This is a genomic window from Pirellulales bacterium, from assembly GCA_019694455.1.
GTDB lineage: Bacteria > Planctomycetota > Planctomycetia > Pirellulales > JAEUIK01 > JAIBBY01.
This window is the reverse complement of sequence record JAIBBY010000059.1, coordinates 1-20,026: the sequence shown is the minus strand read 5'-3', so window position 1 is coordinate 20,026 and position 20,026 is coordinate 1. Positions and strand designations below refer to the sequence as shown.

19 protein-coding genes are annotated in these 20,026 nt (G+C 62.7%); 11 read left to right on the top strand and 8 right to left on the bottom strand.

Going from position 1 to position 20,026, the window contains the following annotated elements; all coding sequences use genetic code 11:
* The first annotated feature begins 295 nt into the window (after nucleotides 1-295).
* From K1X71_18220 to K1X71_18210, 3 genes are all read left to right on the top strand, one after another.
* Nucleotides 296-2,287, top strand: coding sequence for a DNA topoisomerase VI subunit B (locus tag K1X71_18220; protein MBX7075082.1), 1,992 nt, complete (start codon nucleotides 296-298; stop codon nucleotides 2,285-2,287).
* Nucleotides 2,288-2,303: 16 nt separating this feature from the next.
* Nucleotides 2,304-3,452 (top strand): DNA topoisomerase IV subunit A, encoded by a 1,149-nt coding sequence (locus tag K1X71_18215; GenBank protein MBX7075081.1) that lies wholly within the window; start codon nucleotides 2,304-2,306, stop codon nucleotides 3,450-3,452.
* A 144-nt stretch (nucleotides 3,453-3,596) separates the two neighbouring features.
* Complete coding sequence (locus tag K1X71_18210; protein ID MBX7075080.1) at nucleotides 3,597-3,956, top strand: four helix bundle protein; 360 nt, start codon at nucleotides 3,597-3,599, stop codon at nucleotides 3,954-3,956.
* A 119-nt stretch (nucleotides 3,957-4,075) separates the two neighbouring features.
* Here K1X71_18210 and K1X71_18205 read toward each other — a convergent pair whose 3' ends face one another.
* The 3 genes from K1X71_18205 to K1X71_18195 form a co-directional block, all read right to left on the bottom strand.
* A complete protein-coding gene (locus K1X71_18205) occupies nucleotides 4,076-4,537 on the bottom strand; it encodes a hypothetical protein (protein MBX7075079.1) in 462 nt (153 codons plus the stop codon).
* Nucleotides 4,538-4,625: 88 nt separating this feature from the next.
* Nucleotides 4,626-5,048: a hypothetical protein gene (locus K1X71_18200; GenBank protein MBX7075078.1), complete on the bottom strand. Its 423-nt coding sequence runs from the start codon at nucleotides 5,046-5,048 to the stop codon at nucleotides 4,626-4,628.
* A 38-nt stretch (nucleotides 5,049-5,086) separates the two neighbouring features.
* A complete protein-coding gene (locus K1X71_18195) occupies nucleotides 5,087-6,079 on the bottom strand; it encodes an NADPH:quinone reductase (protein ID MBX7075077.1) in 993 nt (330 codons plus the stop codon).
* A 988-nt stretch (nucleotides 6,080-7,067) separates the two neighbouring features.
* On the opposite strand from K1X71_18195, the gene K1X71_18190 reads away from it, so the two are divergent.
* A complete protein-coding gene (locus K1X71_18190) occupies nucleotides 7,068-8,087 on the top strand; it encodes a hypothetical protein (protein MBX7075076.1) in 1,020 nt (339 codons plus the stop codon).
* 3 nt (nucleotides 8,088-8,090) lie between these two features.
* On the opposite strand, the gene K1X71_18185 is transcribed toward K1X71_18190, so the two are convergent.
* Together K1X71_18185 and K1X71_18180 are read right to left on the bottom strand one after the other, a co-directional pair.
* Complete coding sequence (locus K1X71_18185; protein ID MBX7075075.1) at nucleotides 8,091-9,788, bottom strand: glycosyltransferase family 39 protein; 1,698 nt, start codon at nucleotides 9,786-9,788, stop codon at nucleotides 8,091-8,093.
* Nucleotides 9,785-10,666: a DUF547 domain-containing protein gene (locus K1X71_18180; GenBank protein ID MBX7075074.1), complete on the bottom strand. Its 882-nt coding sequence runs from the start codon at nucleotides 10,664-10,666 to the stop codon at nucleotides 9,785-9,787. Before K1X71_18180 ends, K1X71_18185 begins: the two co-directional genes overlap by 4 nt.
* Nucleotides 10,667-10,903: 237 nt before the next feature.
* Between K1X71_18180 and K1X71_18175 the strand changes: the two genes are divergently transcribed.
* The 4 genes from K1X71_18175 (at nucleotide 10,904) to K1X71_18160 (ending at nucleotide 14,346) form a co-directional block, all read left to right on the top strand.
* Nucleotides 10,904-11,392 carry a hypothetical protein gene (locus K1X71_18175; protein MBX7075073.1) on the top strand — a complete coding sequence of 163 codons (489 nt, stop codon included), beginning with the start codon at nucleotides 10,904-10,906 and terminating at the stop codon, nucleotides 11,390-11,392.
* A 29-nt stretch (nucleotides 11,393-11,421) separates the two neighbouring features.
* A complete protein-coding gene (locus K1X71_18170) occupies nucleotides 11,422-12,408 on the top strand; it encodes a hypothetical protein (GenBank protein ID MBX7075072.1) in 987 nt (328 codons plus the stop codon).
* Between the two features lie 137 nt (nucleotides 12,409-12,545).
* Nucleotides 12,546-13,679 carry a DUF1080 domain-containing protein gene (locus tag K1X71_18165; protein ID MBX7075071.1) on the top strand — a complete coding sequence of 378 codons (1,134 nt, stop codon included), beginning with the start codon at nucleotides 12,546-12,548 and terminating at the stop codon, nucleotides 13,677-13,679.
* Nucleotides 13,680-13,884: 205 nt separating this feature from the next.
* Nucleotides 13,885-14,346: a CBS domain-containing protein gene (locus K1X71_18160; GenBank protein MBX7075070.1), complete on the top strand. Its 462-nt coding sequence runs from the start codon at nucleotides 13,885-13,887 to the stop codon at nucleotides 14,344-14,346.
* A 20-nt stretch (nucleotides 14,347-14,366) separates the two neighbouring features.
* Here K1X71_18160 and K1X71_18155 read toward each other — a convergent pair whose 3' ends face one another.
* Together K1X71_18155 and ispH are read right to left on the bottom strand one after the other, a co-directional pair.
* Nucleotides 14,367-15,419, bottom strand: a complete 1,053-nt coding sequence (locus K1X71_18155) for a mandelate racemase/muconate lactonizing enzyme family protein (protein MBX7075069.1) — start codon at nucleotides 15,417-15,419, stop codon at nucleotides 14,367-14,369.
* Between the two features lie 30 nt (nucleotides 15,420-15,449).
* A complete protein-coding gene (gene ispH / locus K1X71_18150) occupies nucleotides 15,450-16,388 on the bottom strand; it encodes a 4-hydroxy-3-methylbut-2-enyl diphosphate reductase (protein ID MBX7075068.1) in 939 nt (312 codons plus the stop codon).
* Nucleotides 16,389-16,560: 172 nt separating this feature from the next.
* On the opposite strand from ispH, the gene hpnC reads away from it, so the two are divergent.
* From hpnC to hpnE, 3 genes are read left to right on the top strand one after another with little or no spacing between them, the layout of a single operon-like run.
* Nucleotides 16,561-17,469: a squalene synthase HpnC gene (hpnC, locus tag K1X71_18145; protein MBX7075067.1), complete on the top strand. Its 909-nt coding sequence runs from the start codon at nucleotides 16,561-16,563 to the stop codon at nucleotides 17,467-17,469.
* A complete protein-coding gene (gene hpnD / locus K1X71_18140; GenBank protein ID MBX7075066.1) occupies nucleotides 17,466-18,350 on the top strand; it encodes a presqualene diphosphate synthase HpnD in 885 nt (294 codons plus the stop codon). Before hpnC ends, hpnD begins: the two co-directional genes overlap by 4 nt.
* Nucleotides 18,347-19,837 (top strand): hydroxysqualene dehydroxylase HpnE, encoded by a 1,491-nt coding sequence (gene hpnE, locus K1X71_18135; protein ID MBX7075065.1) that lies wholly within the window; start codon nucleotides 18,347-18,349, stop codon nucleotides 19,835-19,837. Before hpnD ends, hpnE begins: the two co-directional genes overlap by 4 nt.
* Here hpnE and K1X71_18130 read toward each other — a convergent pair.
* The coding region (locus K1X71_18130; GenBank protein ID MBX7075064.1) for a hypothetical protein at nucleotides 19,761-20,026 on the bottom strand (266 nt) is incomplete at its 5' end. The two genes, hpnE and K1X71_18130, sit on opposite strands and share 77 nt — an antisense overlap.

Here is a 20,026-nt window from a genome sequence, read left to right as displayed (position 1 = left end):
CTTTTCCGGTCTGCCGTCGCCGGTCTACCCCGCCCTGGCTCGATGACGGAAACTTGTCGAGCGCTGGTTCATCTCCGCCAGACGTTTGGGAGCCGAATCTTTGGCCAAGTCCAATCCCCCGAAAAGCTCGCGCCGCAAATCCGCTGCTGCCAAGACCGCTGTCGCCACGATCGACGAAGCCGCCGATGCCGAAATCGTCGAGTCGCCCGCTGCGCACAGCAATGGCCACGCCACCAATGGCGACGCCGCCGCGCTGGCGCCTCGCGGCGCCAAGCGCCGCGCCACCGCCGAGAGCATGGCCACCAAGCAGCGCGATATCTCCGTCAGCGAGTTCTTCGCCAAAAACCGCCACCTGCTCGGCTTCGACAACCCCCGCAAGGCGCTGCTCACCACCGTCAAGGAAGCAGTCGACAACGCGCTCGACGCCTGCGAAGAGGCCGGCATTTTGCCCGAGGTCTGGGTCCACATTCAGCAAACCGGCGAAAACCGCTTTCGCGTCGGCGTGCAAGACAACGGCCCCGGCATCCTCAAGCAGCAAATCCCCAACGTCTTTGGCAAACTGCTCTACGGGTCGAAGTTCCATCGCCTGCGCATGAGCCGCGGCCAGCAAGGCATCGGCATCAGCGCCGCCGGCATGTACGGCCTGCTCACCACCGGCAAGCCGGTCAAGATCATGTCGCGCGTGTCCAAGAAGAAACCCGCGCACTACTACGAGATCGCCATCGACACCAAGGTCAACCGCCCCGAGATCTTGAACGGCAAGGGCGAAGGGGTCGATGTGCCGCCGGGCGACGCCGGCCAGGCGACCATGGAAAAGCACGGCATCGAGTGGATCGAGGTCGATCACGGCACGCGCGTGACCATCGAGCTGGAGGCCCGTTACCAGCGCGGCCGCGGCAGCGTCGATGAATATCTGGAGCAGACCTGCATCGCCAATCCGCACGTGCAACTGCACTATGTCGATCCCGAAAACAACTCCAGCGATTACTCGCGTTCGACCGAAGAACTGCCCCCCGAGGCCAAGGAGATTTTGCCGCATCCCTACGGCATCGAGCTGGGCCAACTGGTCACCATGCTCAAAGACGCCAAGCCGATGTCGGTGTCGCAGTTTCTCAACACCTCGTTTTCGCGCGTCAGCACCAGCACCGCCAAGCGCGTCTGCGAAGCCGCCAAGCTCAGCACCCGGGCAAACGTCCATCGCGTGGGCCGCCACGAGGGAGAAGCACTCTACAAGTCGCTGCAAGAGACCAAAATCCCGCCGCCGTCCACCGATTGCGTGGTGCCGATCGGCGAGCAGCGCTTGCTCAAGGGACTGCATCAGGTGGTGCCGGGAGACTTCTACGTCGCCGTCACTCGGCCGCCGGCCGTCTATCGCGGCAACCCGTTCGTGATCGAGGCCGCGCTCGCCTACGGCGGCGCCAACAACGCCACCAAGATCACGCTCGAGCAACTCACCGAGTTCCTCAACGAGAGCGACGCCCGCACGCTGCGCCAGTTTTTGACCAGCACCTTTCAAGGGGTCGGCAGCGAAGGGGCGAACAAGATTCTCAAAGAGGCCGAGTTCGGCGCCCGCCAAACGCCTGCCAAACTCAAACCCAAAGAGATCGCCAAACTGCACGAGGCGCTGCGCAACGTCAATCTCGACGAAGGGCAGACCATGAGCGTGCTGCGCTACGCCAACCGCGTGCCGCTGCAATTTCAACAAGCCGCCTGCGCCATCACCCAAACCGTCATCGGCACCGGCTGGCGCTCCTACGGGCTAACCCAATCGCGCAACTCATTGCCCAGCGGCCCGGTGACCATCATGGTGCACATGGCCAGCGTGTGGGTGCCGTTCACCAGCGAGTCGAAGGAGGCCATCGCCGGCTATCCAGAGATTCAGCGCGAATTGCGGCTGGCGCTACAGGCCATCGGCCGCAAGCTCGGCATGTACATGCGGCGCCGCCTGCGGGTGCGCGAGGCGGGCGAGCGGCGCAACACGTTCCTCAAGTATCTCGGCGAAATCGCCCAGGCCGTCGGCCAAATCGAAAACTACGCCGACAATCGCACCTCGTCGCTTTACGAACGCCTGTGCGAAGTGGCCAAAACCAAAACGCTGCACGCCGATATGAAGGTCGATCGCAAAGGCAACTTTGTCGCCGAAGACTCCGACGACGAGCAAGATTTTGGCGACAACGTCTTGATCATCGACCGCACCCCCGCGCCGGCGGAAACAGCCGCCGACGCCGATCCCAGTGAAGCCAGCAAGTCGCGCGACGCCAAAAAACCACGCGCAGCCAAAAAGTAGTAGAGACCCCCGCATCATGGCCAAAAAAGCCAAGCCCGCCGCCAAGGCGGCCGCCCCCAAGGTCAAGCTCAACGAGCGCGACACCAAGACGATGGGCCAAATCCACGGCCTCGCCGATGGCGTGGTCGTCGCCGCCGACAAAAAACGCGATCCCTATCTCGATATCCCCAGCCGCACCTTGTCGAACGTCAAGTTCAACAAGTCCAAGCGCTTCATCGAGATGGGCAAGAACACCACCCGCCGCCAGCTCTTCAACCTCTCGCAGGCCAAGAGCTACATGCAAACTATGCTGGTCGCCAGTGGCTCGAAGCAACTCATCGAGCAAGGCAAGACCACCAGCCTCCGCGGTCTCTACTACCTGCTCAAGCACACGATCGAAGGGACCAAGGAGCACACCTTCGACGAGCAAGGCGAGTGCGACACCATCATCGAAGATGTCGAAGTGACCTTGAACGCGCTACGCGAAGAACTACACCTCTTCGCCAAGGAAGGGGGCGGCTGCGCTGGCCCCATCACCCTCATCGACTCGGGCGACGAGATCGACTGCGGACGCATGGGCTCGGCCGGCTACCAGGTGCCGTCGATCGTCGAGCCGCACGTCATTCAGTTCAAAAAATGCAGCGCCAAATTCGTGCTGCACGTCGAAAAGGGAACCGTCTGGCGGCGCTTCAACGAAGACAAGTTCTGGCAACAGCACAACTGCATTCTCACTCACGGCGGCGGGCAGCCCACCCGCGGCGTACGCCGGCTGTTGCACCGCTTTCATTACGAACTGGGGCTGCCGGTCTACTGCCTCTTGGACAACGATCCCTGGGGGTACTACATCTACAGCGTCATCAAGCAAGGCTCGATCAATCTGGCCTTCGAGTCGCAGCGGATGGCGGTGCCCAGCGCCAAGTACCTCGGCCTGCGCTCGATCGACTACGACCGCTGCGAGCTCTCGACCAGCGTGCAGATTCGGCTGAACGACACCGACATCAAACGCGCCAAACAGATCGCCGCCTATCCCTGGTTCGCCGACAAACGCCCCTGGCAAAAAGAGATCGAGCAGATGCTCAAAAACGGCTTCAAGCTGGAAGTCGAGTCGCTGATCTCCAAGAACATCAGCTACGTCAGCGAGGAGTACGTCCCCGCCCGCCTCGCCGCGCAAGATTGGTTGGACTGAGGGGGAGTGTCAGCGGTCAGCATTCAGCGGTCAGCGAAGATGGGTTGACTGAAAGCTGAGTGCTGAGTGCTGAAAGCTGAAAGCTGAGTGCTGAAAGCTGAAAGCTGAGTGCTGAGTGCTGAACGCCAACCTAAGGGCACCCACTTGAAAAGTTTCCGAGACATCAAAGCGTGGGAGAAATCGCATGCCCTGACCTTGCGAGTGTACTGCGTTACGGCCACATTTCCCCGGGACGAGTTGTACGGTTTGACCAGCCAACTGAGGCGGGCTTGTTCATCGATTCCTACCAACATCGCCGAAGGCTGCGGCCGCAACACGGATGGTGAGCTGCGCCGCTTCCTGGAAATCGCCATGGGTTCCGCCAGCGAAACGGAGTACCACTTCCTTCTGGCCCGCGACCTCGGCTACATCGACGACACGGTATTTGACGAATTGACCAGTTCCGTCACCGAAGTAAAACGCATGCTTGCGGCCTTCATCACCAAACTGAAAGCTGTCCGCTGAAAGCTGACCGCCCCTCGATGTCTTCGATGGCCAGCCGCTAGCCGGTCGAGTTCTTGCAGGCGAAGCGCCCCGCCCGCCTCGCAAGACTGGCTGGATTGAGGGGGGGGGATTGCGGCGCCTCAAAATCGTCTCCCCCGCGTGGCGCGGTGCGCGACATCCTGGACAAACTGACCCAAGGTCCAAGCCTCTTCGGTGATCCGTTCCACGTCGCTGCCCGAGTACGAGACGCCAAAACGCTCTTCGATCGACATGATCGTGATGATGCTGTCGAAATCGCGGCCGCTCAGGACCAGCGTGGCCGGATCGTCGGGGATGAAATAGCTGTTCGGCCACGACATTTCGCGCTGGATGATTTCCAGCACGCATTGGATGTCGGCGAGCGAGCCGAGACCTGCCCAGGCCGCTGCGCAAGTTGCTTGCCGCTGGCGCAACTGATGTTCCACCGACGTCAGCCCATAAGGCGGATCGCGATAGATCAACAGCGGCGAGTACTTCTGAAGCCACCTTCCCAGCCTCTTGGCGGCGCCGGCCTTCGCCGCGTTTTCCAGCGCCTCGTCGATGTGCAGCGGTTGTGTGACCACGCGAATGGCCTGGTTGATTGGGTTCAGCGGAGCAATGTCGACGGCAAGCGGGCAACACAATACGGGTCATGTCGACCATTGCAAGAAATCAATGTCGCCACGTTGGATAAGTCCAGAGCAGCCGCGCGCACCATCCCAAACCCATTGCCGCGCACGCATAAAAAGGAAGCAACAACATGCCGATCGGCGCCTGTGGATCGTCCAAATCAATTGCGGCGCCACCAACTGTAACGAACACAAAGCTCACCACCGCGCACCAAATGAGCATGGCTCGCGCAGCGGACGGTTTGGCGCTCAGCATGCCGACCACCAGAAACGGAAGGCCATTGAAAAAGCTGTAGGCCAACCCATTTTCCGCGAAGCTTTCCAACCACGTCGGACCCACGAAAATCGACACAACCCACCGCGCGACAAACGGACTGAAGACGCCCATCGCCACGACGGACCAGAACCATCGATACGAGAACTCTTGTTCGACACGCGTCATCGGTGGTGACACCGGAGTTGACATGCTGGCTCCGCGCACGTGCCATCAACATCGTATGGCAATCACGCCTTCAGCACGATCTTGCCCGATAGCGCCCCCGATTTGCCCACCGTGCTCTCCTCTTGCAGGCGATGCGCCTCGGCCGCCTCGGCCAGCGGCAGCACCCGGTCGATCCGCGCGCGAAGCTTGCCCGACGAAAGCCAGGCGTTGATCTGCTCCCCGGCGCGGCGCTGCTCGTCGGCCGGCGAGTTGAACATCGCAAAGCCGAACAGCGAGCAATCCTTGACGTAAAACGGCCCCACCGGAAACACCGGCCGCGCGTCGCGCCCCGCCATCACGATCATCCGCCCCCCCCGCGCGAGTAACCCCACCGTGCGGTCGAAGTCGGGCTCGCGCAGCGTCTCCCACCACACATCGACGCCGCCGGGCGCGAAGTGCCTGATCTCGTCGTCGATGTCTTGGGTGCGGTAGTTGATCGCCAGATCGGCGCCCAGCTTGAAGCACTCCTCCACTTTGGCGTCGGTGCCGGCGGTCGTAATCACCTTGGCGCCGAGCGCCTTGGCCATCTGCACCACGGCCGAGCCGACGCCGCCGGTGCCGCCGTTGACGAACAAGATCTCGCCCGCGCTCACCCGTGCGCGTGGAACCAGGCCCAGCCAAGCGGTGATGCCGACCAGCGCGATGGCCGCCGCCTGCTCGTCGGAGACCTCTCGCGGCGTGGGATAGAGCCACGCCTCGTCGACGGCCGCGTACTCGGCGAACGTGCCGCCGCGACCGAGCAGACCCTGGTTCGAGCCCCACACTCGATCGCCTACTTTGAACCGCCGCGCGCCATCCCCCACCGCCTCGACCGTGCCCGCCAAGTCGGCGCCAATGATGAACGGCAGCGGCAACTCCATCTTGACCATGCCGGAGCGGACATACGTGTCGATCGGGTTGATCGCCACGGCGCCGACCTTGACCAGCACCTGCCCGGCCCGCGGCGCCGGTTTTGGCAGGTCGCCATAGACGATCACCTCGGGCGGTCCCGTTCGTTCGATATAGGCGGCTTTCATCAGGTCAGCCCTTTGATGACAGTTGTCGTAACGTGGTCGGCGCTAGTGCCTGCCAGCAACCTACCAATTGCCACATTGCAGTAACAGCGGCCTGCGGCGCCAGCTATCCGCGTAAACCGGCCTGCGGCAACAGCGGCCAGACGGCAACTCACCAGTCACCTGCCACAGGTCGCATGCCTTCTCAACTGCCGCGCGGCGCGCCTTTGGGGTCGAATCGTTTTCGGAAGGCGATTCCGAAAACTCCGAAAACCCCTGTGGCCATTTTGACTTCGCCGGCGCATCGCAAACCGTTGCGAACCATCATCTTACTCAGCCAGAGCCGCGCCGCGGATCGGTTTTCGGAGAGGGGGTTTTCGGAGTCGTACCCCCCTGTTTTTGTGTTTTCGTTGCAATTCGATTCCGCCTCCCCTGATCTCCTGATCTCCTGCTCCCACAGTTTGCCTTCCCTCGTGTGCCACTGGCTCCACCAGTGGGTGCCACCACATGCCCACGGCTGCGCCGCGGAGCATGCCACCCAAGTTCGGGGGCACTCTCCTCCACCATCACCACTCTCCCCCCTCGGCGTCTCCGCGTCTCTGCGGTTTTCTTATCGCTTTGCCAGACCAGAATCCGCGCTGGCTAAAAAAGCGATTTGCAAATTGCGCCGTCTTGGTGTAGTATACCTATGTTCACATTACGCCTCGGCGGATGGCGTGATCGAACAAGCAGGTCGCATCGTGTCCCTTACGATTTCACACACGCGCGGAGGAGCCAACTCACGAACCAAATGTTCCCCGGCCGCTTTTGTTTTTCCCATTCCCTAATCTCTGGCCGCTAGTTCCTTCGCCACCGCTACAACCAGCGCCAAGCGCTGCGAAATGGCGGTAAAACGCCCTATTTTCGCGGTGGCAATTCGCGCCGGCTGCTTGGTCCGCGCGCTGGGATGTAGTACGACAGTGTTAGCCGTTGTTCCATGCGCTGACGCGCAGTTTGTGGGCGCAGATTTCACTTGAGCAAGCATCGCCTTCTCATCCTGTTGTTGGGGCCGCTCCCCATCGTCGCCTTGTCGCTCGGACTGGCGCGCTGGCTGCGTCATGGAGACATGGCGCGCGCCGAGGGGAACCACGTGGTCCATTCGCCGGCCGAGCCGCGCGCCGGCCAACGACTCGCTCGCGCGCGGGTGACCGCGCTGCGCCCCGTGCTGGTCGAACAAGGCAGCCAACTGGCGGCCCAGTGCGCCGCGGTCGCCGCCAATCTGCGCGGCCGTCTCGCGGAGCAATGCCAGGTGGTCGAACGTCCGCCGTTTGTGTTGGCCGGCGATCTGTCGGCCGATGAACTCGACCGCTGGCATCAGGCCACCATCGGGCCGGCGGCTCGGGCGATGCTGCGATCGTATTTTCGCGTGGCGCCGGCCGAACCGATCACGGTGTTGCTCTTTGCCAACGAACATAGCTACGACCAATACGCCCGCGAGCTATACGGCGACGCGAACATCTCCATCTACGGTTATTACAAGCGTGGGCAGCGAGTGCTGGTGATGAACGCGGCCACCGGTGGCGGCACCATTGTGCATGAACTGACGCATGCCTTGGCCGACGCAGACTGTCCGCACATCCCCGATTGGCTCAATGAGGGGCTGGCTTCGCTGCACGAGCAGTGCCGCATCCGCGCCGACGAGAGCGCTCTCGAAGGTTTGGAGAACTGGCGACTGCCCGTGCTGCAACAGGCAATCCACCAGCAGCGGCTGCGCCCGCTCAAGTCGCTGATTGCTGACGATGATTTTCGCCTGCACGAGGTGGGCTTGAACTACGCGCAAGCGCGCTACTTCTGTCTGTGGTTGCAGCGTCAGGGACTTTTGGAAGAGTTCTTCGCGCGCTGGCGCACCGGTCAGGCGAGCGACCCGTTGGGCATTGAGGCAGTCGCCCAGATGTTTCCCGGCAAGAGTTGGGACCAACTCGATCGCGAGTTCCACGCCTGGGCGCTGTCGCTCACCTGGACTTCGCCCAAACAAACCGCGCAGGCGGATTGAGCGCTACCGCGTTTTGCCGTGATCGTCGTCGCTCGTCATGGCGATGATGCGCTCGTGGACGTCCGACGCCTGATACACCCGATACCGCCCCGCCTGCTGGTAGGTCAGCCCATCCAGGTGCAAGCCGCGCAGCGATTTGCGAATGCGCTGCTCGGGCACAGCCAACAAGGCGCCCGGTGGCGCAGCCAACTTGTCGTGCCAGGTGCTGACAGAAGCAGGGCGAATTTGATCGGCCGCCAACTGCCGCCGCAACTCGGGGCGCAGATAGAACACGACCGAACCGATCCGCGTTTCGGCGACGAGCACACGCGGCGGCAGCTTGGGCAGTTGATTCAAATGCTCGGCCAAGTCGCGTGCCGACAGCGTCGCGCCGATCGGCGGCAAGATCAAAACCATCACGAACAAAAAGCTCGAAACCAGTGTTCCGCCCCCCAAGGCCAGGTGTCTGCCGATCCGCTGCGATGGCCAGCCGATGATCGGCAGCCACGAGCTAAAACCAAGCAAAAACGCCGCCACATAAACCCAGGCGCTATAGTGCAAGTCAAAACGGTTGGCCGTCACCGCCACGCAGATCGGCAGCAATAGCGGGCTGCCAATGCTGCTCCAACGGAAGGTTGTTTCCAGTAGTCGCTTGGCGCTGTCGGTCAGTTCGCCTGCCGCATAGCGCGCCCAGGCCTGCGCGGTGAGGATGGAGATGGCCGGGAACACCGGCAACAAGTACGTCACCAACTTGGAATGCGCGGCGCTCAAAAAGAGCGTGAACGCGACGAGCCAAATCCACAGAAGTAGCGTCGGGTTGCCCGCCGCGCTCAGCGACCGCAGGCTGCGGCCGCGTACAAAATCGACGGCGGCGACCGGCAGATATCCGATCCACGGCAGGCCGCCTCCCAATAATATTGGCAGATAGTACCACCACGGGGCATCGCCGTGTTCTTGGGTTGGCGTGAGGAAACCGAGTAGATGCCGCTCCACAAAGTAGTAATACGCGTAGCCCGGATTGCGGACTTCCATCATCCAATACCATGGGGCGCCAACTGCCGCCGCGACAATTGCGGCGCAACCCAGCCAGGCGAACAACGACAGCCGCACTTGCCGCGTGACCAAGGCGTATCCGCCGGTGGCGACTGCCACGCAGACGATGCCGAGCAATCCTTTGGTCAGACAGGTCAAGCCAATCGCCACGCCTAGCGCGAGCGACCACTGCCAGCGCTGCCGGCGCGTGCTCGATTCCAGCAAGCTCCAGCACGAGAAGATCGCCAGATTGGCGAACGGCACCAGCGCCACATCGTGCACCGCCGCCTGCGAAATGGCGATCGGCAAGATCGTCGTCGCCTGAAAAAAGCTGGCCACGACGCCCGCTTGTGCCCCAAACCAGCGCCATGCCAACAGGCCCGTGGTCGCGACGCCGAACATGCCAAACAGCAAGCCGGGCAGTCGCACGGCCAACTCGTTCATGCCCAGCAATGTGAGCGATACGGCCTGCGCCCAGAAGTAGAGCGGTGGCTTGTCCCAGAACGCATGCCCGACAAACCGCGGCGTCACCCAATCGCTGTTGGTCACCATCTCTTGCGCGATGGCGGCGTGCAACCCCTCGTCGGGATCGAACAGCGGCACGTCCAGAATGAGTATCACGCTATACAGCGGAACCAATGCCAAGAGCAGCAACGCACCGAAGCGGGCCATGGGGTTCGCGCCCATCATGCGGATTCCTTTCCTCGTGTCGACCGGTCGTTCAAGCGCCAGTCGTACGGCAGGTACTTCAATTGAAAGTCTCCCCCAGCGACCACCGAACGAGCCTCGGCGGGCAAATACGCGACCAGCGATTGCAGCGCGGCGTTAGGCGTCGGGCCGAAATCGCCTTGGAACCACTGAAGAATCGGCGACACGCGGCAGATCTTCTCCACCAGATCGCATTGAAACTTGGTCCGATCGGCAAAGAAGCTTCGCGCATTGTCGCTCAGTTGTTCCTCGATGCGCGACGCGGTATACGCTTCGCGCCGCAAACGCGGGCAGCCGCGCGACGCGCAGACGATCGCAAAATGAATCCGCGGCTCGCCCAAGGGTCGCAACACGCGATGCTCAATCGCCTCGACCGAAATGGGGCGATTGCCGACCACTAGCCGCAGATCGCGCCAAAGGTTGTAGCCCAGCCAGCGCGGCGTGTGATCGCGGATGCTCGCGGTGGGATACTCCTGCAAAATGCCGCGCACCGTCAACGCGTTGTACGCGTTGATCCAGTACGCCAGCCGCGCATCACGTGCCGCAGGCAAACTGGGGTCGGCCCGCGACAGCTCTTCTAAATATCCATCCAAGGCGCCAATGTCCGCACTGGTAAACTGCCAGCGGGCATAGGCCACATCGCCCTTGCGGTCGACATAGCGATGCGTCAGTTCGTCCCAAAGCGCGTGATCAATCGCGTCGATCGGCAACAACTGGTTGGCCGCGTAGGTCGCACCCAACGTGCGCTGGCCGGCGATTCGAGCAACACTCAGCAATAGCGCCAGCGCCAGCGCTGCTAGCACCAAGACTCCGGCCAGCATCCGGAAGCGAAAATTGGTCGATAGCGCGCGTGCGGGCATGTTGAACCACTGTAAGGCCAATGCGGGCGGGCGAATCTTAGTCGTAGACCGCTGTTCGCCGACAGACCAAACTGACCAGTTTGCCAGGTCTTTTTGTCCGAAATATCCGCCTTCTCGGTCCGCGACGCATCTTGAGTCTGGCGGCGCTTTTGAGTAATCTTCGCGCGCCGCTCGGCTTGCCGCCTGCGGCGCCGCATCGACTTGTCTGATAATTCGCACGCTGCTCTCGCTCACTGCATGGACTACGAAGTTCAACGCTGCACCCGACATTGCGCCGCCAGCGGTCGCGAGCTGCGCGAGGGGGAGGTGTTCTACTCGGTCCTGATTCATCAAGACAAAGAGATCGCGCGTTTGGATTACGCTGCCGAGACCTGGACCGGCCCGCCCGGCGAGGCCGTGGTGGCGTGGTGGAAATCGCAAGTGCCCGAACGCGCGGCGCAGCGGGCGCAGATGGCGCCCAGCGATGTGCTGCTAGAGTACTTTCGCGACTTGGAGGCGCGGGGCGATCGGCCCGATGTGCTGTACGTGCTCGCGCTGTTGTTGATACGTCGCCGTGTGTTCCGCTTGGAAGACCAGCAAGAGATCGCGCCGGGAGAGTCATGGCTGACGCTCTACTGTCCGCGCGATGAGTCGACGCACCGCGTTCGCGATGCGGCGCCCGGCGAAGCGCGAATCAGCGAAATCGAAACGGAACTCGCAGAACTTTTGTACGCGACGGCTCACTGACGAGCCTGCTTGCGGTGGAATCGCCAAGGATGGCGCCGACAGACCAAAATTACGCACCTCCTACGCGACGCCTGTGGCGGTCCGCGACCGCGCTGGTCTGCGCGCTGGCGCTCTTCACCCTATCGGGCGCGGCCTGCCCGCAGATGGTCAAGCAATATAAGTTGCCGGTGGCGGCGGCTCAGGCCCGCGCATTGACGCTCGATGAACTCGCGCTGCGCATCAACGAACACAGCGCCCAGGTGCAATCGCTCTCATCCACCAGCGTTACACTCAGCGGCCCGCAATTCCCGAGCCTCAAGGCCAACCTCGCGCTCGAGCGCCCGCAGCGCTTTCGCCTGGTGGCGGAAAAAACCGGATTGACCGGCCCCGAACTCGACCTCGGCAGCAACGACGAGCTGTTCTGGTTTTGGGTCAAACGCAGCGAACCGCCCGCCATCTATTTCTGCCGGCACGATCAGTTCGCTACCAGCAGCGCGCGGCAGGTGTTTCCGGTCGAGCCGCAATGGCTGCTCGAAGCTCTCGGCTTGCTACAGATCAATCCTGCCGAAGTAACTTACGGCCCGTCGCCCGTCGGCGGCAGTCGTCAGCGATTGGAGCTAACACTTTCCGGCGCGGCCGGCGCGCGCCGCAAGGTGATTGTGTTCGACGATTCGATCGGCGCCGTTGTCGAACAGCACATGTACGACGAAAGCGGCGCGCTGCTCGCCTCGGCCCTCTTGTCCGAGCACGAGCGCGACGAGGCGACCGGCACGATGCTCCCCCGCGAAATTCGCATTCAATGGCCTCCCACACGGTTCGAAATGAAGATCGAACTGGCCGACTTGCAGGTCAATCAACTGGCCGGCGATCCCGCGCAGCTCTGGGCCAAGCCCGAGTATCGTGGCTGGGCCAATGTCGACCTGGCCGATCCGCGAGCCCAACTTCCGCCTCCCACGTTTCGCGCTAGGACGCCAGAGCCCACCATCGATACCGCCACCGCCGACCGCCGCGGTCTGTTTGGCTTCTTCAAGCGCTAGCGCCGCCAGTCCTCTCTGAGGCGCTTGCCATTTCACCGCTCGCGGCGATACGCTGACTTCGGTTGCATCAAGCCAATCGGAGGAACTTCGCCGTGCGTCGATTGCCAAACTGTCTTGTGGCGATTGCCTGTTCGACCATGTTGGCGGCCGCCTTCGCCCGCGCCGACCAACCAAATACTCTCACGCCGGCCGAGCAAGCCGAAGGTTGGTTGCTCTTGTTCGATGGCGAAACCACCTTTGGCTGGCAGGCCGCGACCGACGCCGATTGGAAAGTGGTCGATGGCGCCATCCGCGTCGCCGGCGGCGAGCCGGGCCTCTTGAACACCACCAGCCAGTTCGGCGACTTTCGCTTGCAAATCGACTTTCGCACCGCCGCGCAAACCAATAGCGGCATTTTCTTGCGCACCGCCCCCAAGCCGACCGATCCCTCCAAGGACTGTTACGAGTTGAACATCGCGGCGCCATCGGTCAGTCCGTTCTTCACCGGCAGCTTCGTGGGCCGCCAAAAAGCGCGCCAAGTTGCGGCCAGCGACGACTGGAACACCTTCGATATCACCGCCGAGGCAGGGCACTTCACCGTCAGGCTCAATGGCGAGACGGTGCTCGACTACACCGATCCCGCGCCCATCTCGCGCGGACACATCGGCCTGCAACTCAACTCCGGACAGGTCGAGTTCCGCAACATCAAGCTACTACCGCTCGGCCTGAAATCGATCTTCAACGGCCGCGATCTCGCCGGCTGGAAGGTTTTCCCCGGCAAGCCGAGCGAGTTCGCCGTCAACGACGCTGGCGAACTGACCATCAATAACGGACCGGGACAACTGGAAACCGAGGGAGAATACGCGGACTTTATCTTGCAGCTCGATGTCTTCGTCGGCGGCAAGAGCCTCAATTCCGGCGTCTTCTTTCGCAGCATTCCAGGCGAGTTGTGGCAAGGTTACGAGGCGCAAATTCAAAACGGTTTTGGCGACGGCGGACGCGACCAGCCCGTCGATTGCGGCACTGGCGGCTTCTACCGTCGTCAAAACGCAAGACGCGTGGTGGCCAATGATTTTGAGTGGTTCAAGCTGACGGTTGCCGTCACGGGTCCGCACATGGCGGCTTGGGTGAATGGTTTTCCGGTCAGCGATTGGACCGATACGCGCCCGCCACACGACAATCCGCGCAAGGGATTGCGCGTGGCGCCGGGCACACTACAACTGCAAGGACACGACCCGACGACCGATCTCAAGTTTCGCGAGATCAAAGTTCGCGAGCTGCCGGCATCGTGACAGATTTCACGAAGCCAGTAATTGCCGCGAGATTTTTTTGACGGATCGCGTCTCAATCCAGTAAGGTGATGACACGTGCATTAACAAGCGCGTCACCTCATCCATCTCATCGATCGAACTCGTCGGTTTCTTCGCCTAGCAAAGCCTGGTATTACGCCAGCGCTTGCGCACGAGTCTTTTCCATAATTGTTCAAGGACGTTTGGTATGACGCTACAAGAGATCCTTGGCGGCAAGGGGGCGCTAGTCCACTTCATTGGTCCCAATGAAACGCTCACCGAGGTCGTGCGGCGCTTGTTTGCCCATCGCATCGGATCGCTCCTGGTTTGCGAACCCGGCAGCGACTGCGAGGCCAACATGCTCGGCATTATCACCGAACGCGACATCTTGCGGGCACTGGCCGAGAATCGCGCATCGCTCGATCTGCTGCGCGTGCGCGACTATATGACCAGCGACACCGTCAACGGTTCTCCCCAGGATGAAATCGCGGAGGTCATGGGGCTGATGACCAACCGCCGGATTCGCCACTTGCCCGTGCTCGACGCCGGTCGCCTGGTTGGCATCGTATCCATTGGCGACGTCGTCAAGGCCCAGCACGATCAGATGCTGCTCGAAAACCACTATCTGCGGAATTACCTGCACGGCGGCAGCGCCGGGGAACTGGCGTAACACGCCAACACACGACATCACTACGTTGCCAGATAGCGCTCGATTTTCGCCCGGCTGATCTCCACCCCCAGACCGGGGCCTTCGGGCGTCGCCATCATGCCGTCCACCGTTTCGATGCGCTCGGCCAGCACGTCGCCGCGCAGTTCGTGAAACGACAATTCGCTGCTGGTCGAGAACGCCGGCGTTGAGGCCGCCACTTGCAACAGGGCGGCGGCGGCCGGACCAACCGATTCTCCCGCGTCGAGTGCGGCGATCATTCCCGCCGCCTCGGCCACCACGCCGCAGGCCCGCGCCGCCGAGAGGCCCCCCACGCGCGCCATATCGACGACGACTAGCTCCGCGGCCTCTTGTCTGGCGGCGTCCACGATCCGCGCGGGGCTGTCAATCACCATCCGCGCGCCGATCGCCACAGCCGTTTGCTGTCGCAATCGGGCCAAACGCGCCAGATCGCCACCGGCGATCGGATCGACGAAGTGCCGCACCTCCGCGTGGCGTTCCAGCTTTTGGCACAGCGCCAGCGCCGCGGCGGCATCGAGGCGTCCTAAACCATCGACCCTCAGTTCCACGCGCTCGCCAATCGCTTCCATCACCGCCATGATGCGCGCGCCGTCGGTCTCGGCATCGCCGCTGCCAGGGATGACTTGCGCATGAAAGCCGCGGTCGGCCAATTCGCGCGCCCGCAGCACCACGGTTTCGATCCCTTCCTGCGGCAAACGCGCCGCAATGGGTATCCGCGCGCGATAGGGCCCCCCCATCAAATGACAGATCGGCTCCCCCAGCGCCCGGCCGATCATGTCCCACGAAGCCATCTCCACTGCCGCTCGTAGTGGCGCTGGCCGCAATAGATCGAGCCGCGCTAGCTCCTCGATCTGAAACACGTTCCGGCCCGCCAAGCCGGGCAAGAGCGCTCGCCGCCGGTCGGCCAATTCCCCCGGCCGCCACGCCAGCCCCGCCTCGCCCCACCCTTCGTGCCCATCGTCGCTGGCCAAACGCACCAACAGTGAGCGCAGTGGTACGACCGAATCGCTACGCGGCACATCAACCAAAAAGAATTCGAGATCGCTGATCTTCATGCACGCGCGCTCGTCGAACTCGCGCCCGGGCTAGCTGGCGCTGGCCATCGCCCTTAGCTCGCGCGGCAATTGAAAATGAACATCTTCGCGCCGGACAAATCGCTCGTCGACCTGCGCGCCAAATCGCTTTTCCAAGAACGCGATGCAGTCCTGCACCACAATCTCGGGCGCGCTCGCCCCGGCGGTAATCAACACCGTTTCGCTCCCGTTGAACCACTTTTCGTCGATCTCCGCCGCTCCATCGATCAGGTAGGCGCGGATGCCGTCCTCGCGAGCCAGTTCCGCCAGCCGCTGACTGTTCGAGCTGTTCTGGCTCCCCAGCACAAGGCACACATCGACCTCGCGCGACAACTCCTTCACCGCCTCTTGCCGGTTCTGGGTGGCGTAACAAATGTCCTCGGTCGGCGGCGCGGTGATGCCCGGAAATCGCTGTTTGAGCCGATCGATGATGCGATTGGCGTCGTCCACGCTGAGCGTGGTTTGCGTCAGATAGGCCAGCTTGGCTTCGTCCGCCACCTGCAAGCGATCCACGTCTTCGGGCGACTCGACCAGCACGATCGCCTCCGGCGCCTCTCCCATCGTGCCAATCACCTCGTCGTGCCCTTCGTGACCGATCAGCACAATGGTGTATTGCCGTTTGGCATAGCGAATCGCCTCCAAATGCACTTTGGTGACCAAGGGACAGGTGGCGTCCACCGTCCGCAAATTGCGTTCGCGCGCGATGCGCCGTATCTCCGGCGAAACCCCATGCGCCGAATACAAGAGCAAGGCGCCTTCTGGAACGTCGGTCAAATGATCGACAAACACCACCCCATTGGCCCGAAATCGTTCCACCACGTGCTTGTTGTGGACAATCTCGTGATAGACGTAAATCGGCGCGCCGTGGATCTTGAGCGCCAGTTCCAGGCTCTCGATCGCCATGTTGACGCCCGCGCAAAACCCGCGCGGGCTGGCCAGAATGATCTTCATGCGGTATTTCGGCTCCCGAGACGGCTTGCTGCCGTTCTTATGAGGCAGGCGCTAGTAGTATACTGGTCGCCAGCGCCACCGGCGACCCGTTGCCGGACCGCGCTCAACCCGCTTCTTTCCTCACCGATTGGCTCGCTCGCACGTGGCGGCAACGATTGCGACAGAATGTAGCTTGCCCAAGGTAGAAGCCCTCGCCGCGCGCGATTGGTCGCTAACCGAGAGCCAACGCTATTGCCGGCAGCTTGCACGTGGACACTACGAGAACTTTGTGGTGGCCAGCTTGCTGCTGCCGCGGCGCATGCGACAGCACTTTTACAACGTCTACGCTTATTGCCGCTGGTCCGACGACCTGGCAGACGAGGCGCCCGACCCGTCCACCAGCCTGCGTTTGCTCGATTGGTGGGAAGCCGAACTGCGCGCCTGCTATCAAGGAATCGCTCGGCATCCGGTGTTTGTGGCGCTGGCCGAGACGATTGAAATCTTCGCCATCCCGATCGAACCGCTCGCCCGGTTGCTGACCGCCTTTCGCCGCGATCAACGGCAGCGCGCCTACGCCAGCCGCGCCGATCTGCTCGACTATTGCACCGGCTCGGCCGATCCCGTGGGCGAGTTGATCCTGTATCTAGGCAAATGCCACCGCGACGATACCTTGCGTCTGTCGAACTCGATCTGCACTGGCCTGCAACTCGCCAATTTTTGGCAAGACGTCGCTCGCGATTGGCAAATGGGGCGACGCTATCTGCCAGACGAAACCCTGCGCCAATTTGGCTGCGATGTGGCCGTGTTTGAGCAGCGACGCGCGACGCCCGAATTCCGCGCGGCGCTAGCGGCCGAAGTCGAGCAGGCGCAATCGCTGCTAACGAGCGGTCTGGCGCTGGTCGACTTGGTCCCCCGCGAACTCAAGCTCGACGTGTGGCTGTTCGCACAAGGAGGACTGGCGGTGCTGCAAAAGATTCGCGATCTGAACTACGACGTCTGGTCGCGGCGCCCCACGGTGTCCAAGTGGCGACAACTGCGCATGACCGCCAGGGGATGGCGACTTTCACGCACTGGGCGACTCCACGGAAGGACCGCCGCATGAACGATCTGGAGCAGAGCTACGCGTTGTGCGGACAGATTGCCCGCCGCGCCGCCAAGAACTTTTATTATTCCTTCTGGCTGTTGCCGCGTCCCCAACGCCGCGGCATGTGCGCGCTGTACGCCTTCTTGCGCCATACCGACGATTTGGCCGACGCCGCCGAACCGGTCGCTGCCCGCCGCGCGGCCCTGGCCCGCTGGCGCGAGTCGCTTGGTCGCGCGCTCGCCGGCCAATTCGATCACCCCATGCTCCCCGCCCTGGCCGACACGGTGGCGCGCTACGAAGTGCGGCCCATCGACCTGCATGCCGTGCTCGATGGCGTGGAGATGGACCTGGAAGACCGCTGCTACGAAACATTTCGCGAATTGGAGGCCTATTGCGAGCGCGTCGCCTCGGCGGTGGGACTGGCTTGTGTCCGCATCTGGGGGTGCCGCGACCCGCGCGCGCTAACACCTGCCAGGCAATGCGGCATCGCCCTGCAACTCACCAACATCTTGCGCGATCTCAATGAAGATCTCGCTCGCGGCCGCGTTTACTTGCCGCAAGAAGATCTGCGCCGCTTTGACTACTCCGCCGACGACCTGCGGGGCGGCCTGCGCGACGCGCGATTTCAAGCCTTGATGCGGTTCGAGATCGCCCGCGCTGAGGACTTTTACCGCCAAGGGGCGGCGCTCTCGGGCTACCTCTCCGGCGAATCACAGGCTGTCTTCGCGGCCATGTTCTCCACCTACCGCGCGCTGCTGGCAGAAATTAAGCGCCGTGATGGCGACGTGCTCACCGCGCGCGTCCGCCTGACCCCCTGGCACAAATGGCGTATCGCCGCCGGCAGTTATCTCACGCATACGCGCGCCATGTCCAAGCTGCGCGGAGTCGCCCGCGGATGAGCCAGCACGCGCCGCGCACGGCGGTAATTGGCGGGGGGCTGGCCGGGATGGCCGCCGCGGTCGCATTAACGCAGCACGGACTCGCTGTCGAACTGTTCGAAGCGCGCCGCAGCCTGGGCGGCCGCGCAACCAGCTATCACGACGCCGGCGCCGCGGAGGTTGTCGACCATTGCCAGCATGTCAGCATGGGATGCTGCACCAACCTACGCGACTTCTGCCGCCGTGTGGGGATCGACCCGCTGCTGCGCCGTGACGAAACATTGAGCTTTATTGCCCCAGATGGCCGGCAATATCGCTTCGCGGCCACTCCGGGGATCCCCGCGCCGCTGCACTTGGCGCAAGGTCTTTGGAAGTTGGGTTACTTGTCTCGCGCCGAACGGCTGTCGATCGGTCGCGCCCTGCTGGACCTGGCTCGTGAGCCCGCCACGCGCGATGACGAACCAACGATTGGCGATTGGCTCCGGCGACATGGCCAGACGGAACGCGCGATCGAGCAGTTCTGGTCGCTCGTGCTCGTCAGTGCCCTGAGCGAGACGGTCGATCGCGCCGGCCTGCGCTACGCCCGCAAAGTGTTCGTCGACGGCATGATGGCTCACCGCGAGGGTTACACCATCGAAGTGCCGACCGTGGCGCTCGATCAGCTTTATGGCGATTCGCTCCTGGCGTGGTTCGCCCGTCATGGGGCGCGCGCGCGGATGGAGTGTCCCGTTACGCAAATCAATCCGGCGGCTGATGGCCGAATCGCGCTCACGATGAAGGGAGGCGCTCCAGAATCGTTCGACTACGTTGTGCTGGCCACGCCGTGGCGCCGCGCTGCCGAACTCTTGCGCGACATCGAACCGCTAGCGCCGGTGATGGCTGCCATCTCGCGGCTCGAAGCGGCCCCCATCACCGGCGTCCATCTTTGGTTCGATCGCCCCATCACGACGCTGCCGCACGCAGTGCTGGTCGGTCGGCTCAGCCAATGGTTGTTTCGCCGTGCTGTGCATGCTTCAGAAGATTCCATGACCAAGTCCCGTGAAGCGGGCGGCCATTACTATCAAGTCGTCATCAGCGCTTCGCGCGCGCTCAAGCAGCAAGACCGCGACACAACCCTCTCGCAAGTCGTTAAAGACCTGCGCGAGGTGTTTCCCGCCGCTCGCGAAGCGCGGCTGCTGCGGCAGCGATTAGTTACAGAACGCGAAGCGGTCTTTAGTCCCTTGCCCGGAGTTGATCGGCTCCGCCCCGCACAACAAACACCCGTCGACAATCTGTTCCTGGCGGGCGATTGGACCGCGACTGGTTGGCCCGCCACCATGGAAGGCGCGGTGCGCGGGGGCTATCTTGCCGCGGAAGCGCTATTGGCGCGGCTGGGCCGCCCTCAGAATCTGCTCGTCCCCGACCTGCCGCCGTCGTGGATCATGCGTCGACTTACGGGCCGAACGAACGGAAGAAATTCCGCACCGGCTGACCCGGCACAAATCGTGGCTGCACCACCACCGGAGTGACCCAAGTAGTCACCGGCGCTGGCGCCACCACCGTCGCCGTGGCAGGCGCAAAGAAGGTCGTCGTCGGAGCATAGAAAGTCGTCACTGGTGTCGCCGGCGCGAAGAACGTGGTGGTTGGCGCATGGAATGTCGTCACGGGCGTGGCCGGCGCAAAGAACGTTGTTGTCGGTACGGCGCCAATCACATGCG

Bases quoted from the DNA above. Each gene is read 5' to 3' on its own strand.
- K1X71_18220 (MBX7075082.1), top strand. From the start codon at position 296: ATGGCCACCAAGCAGCGCGATATCTCCGTCAGCGAGTTCTTCGCCAAA.
- K1X71_18215 (MBX7075081.1), top strand. From the start codon at position 2,304: ATGGCCAAAAAAGCCAAGCCCGCCGCCAAGGCGGCCGCCCCCAAGGTC.
- K1X71_18200 (MBX7075078.1), bottom strand. From the start codon at position 5,048: ATGTCAACTCCGGTGTCACCACCGATGACGCGTGTCGAACAAGAGTTC.
- K1X71_18195 (MBX7075077.1), bottom strand. From the start codon at position 6,079: ATGAAAGCCGCCTATATCGAACGAACGGGACCGCCCGAGGTGATCGTC.
- K1X71_18185 (MBX7075075.1), bottom strand. From the start codon at position 9,788: ATGATGGGCGCGAACCCCATGGCCCGCTTCGGTGCGTTGCTGCTCTTG.
- K1X71_18180 (MBX7075074.1), bottom strand. From the start codon at position 10,666: ATGCCCGCACGCGCGCTATCGACCAATTTTCGCTTCCGGATGCTGGCC.
- K1X71_18175 (MBX7075073.1), top strand. From the start codon at position 10,904: ATGGACTACGAAGTTCAACGCTGCACCCGACATTGCGCCGCCAGCGGT.
- K1X71_18170 (MBX7075072.1), top strand. From the start codon at position 11,422: ATGGCGCCGACAGACCAAAATTACGCACCTCCTACGCGACGCCTGTGG.
- K1X71_18165 (MBX7075071.1), top strand. From the start codon at position 12,546: ATGTTGGCGGCCGCCTTCGCCCGCGCCGACCAACCAAATACTCTCACG.
- K1X71_18160 (MBX7075070.1), top strand. From the start codon at position 13,885: ATGACGCTACAAGAGATCCTTGGCGGCAAGGGGGCGCTAGTCCACTTC.
- K1X71_18155 (MBX7075069.1), bottom strand. From the start codon at position 15,419: ATGAAGATCAGCGATCTCGAATTCTTTTTGGTTGATGTGCCGCGTAGC.
- ispH (MBX7075068.1), bottom strand. From the start codon at position 16,388: ATGAAGATCATTCTGGCCAGCCCGCGCGGGTTTTGCGCGGGCGTCAAC.
- hpnD (MBX7075066.1), top strand. From the start codon at position 17,466: ATGAACGATCTGGAGCAGAGCTACGCGTTGTGCGGACAGATTGCCCGC.
- hpnE (MBX7075065.1), top strand. From the start codon at position 18,347: ATGAGCCAGCACGCGCCGCGCACGGCGGTAATTGGCGGGGGGCTGGCC.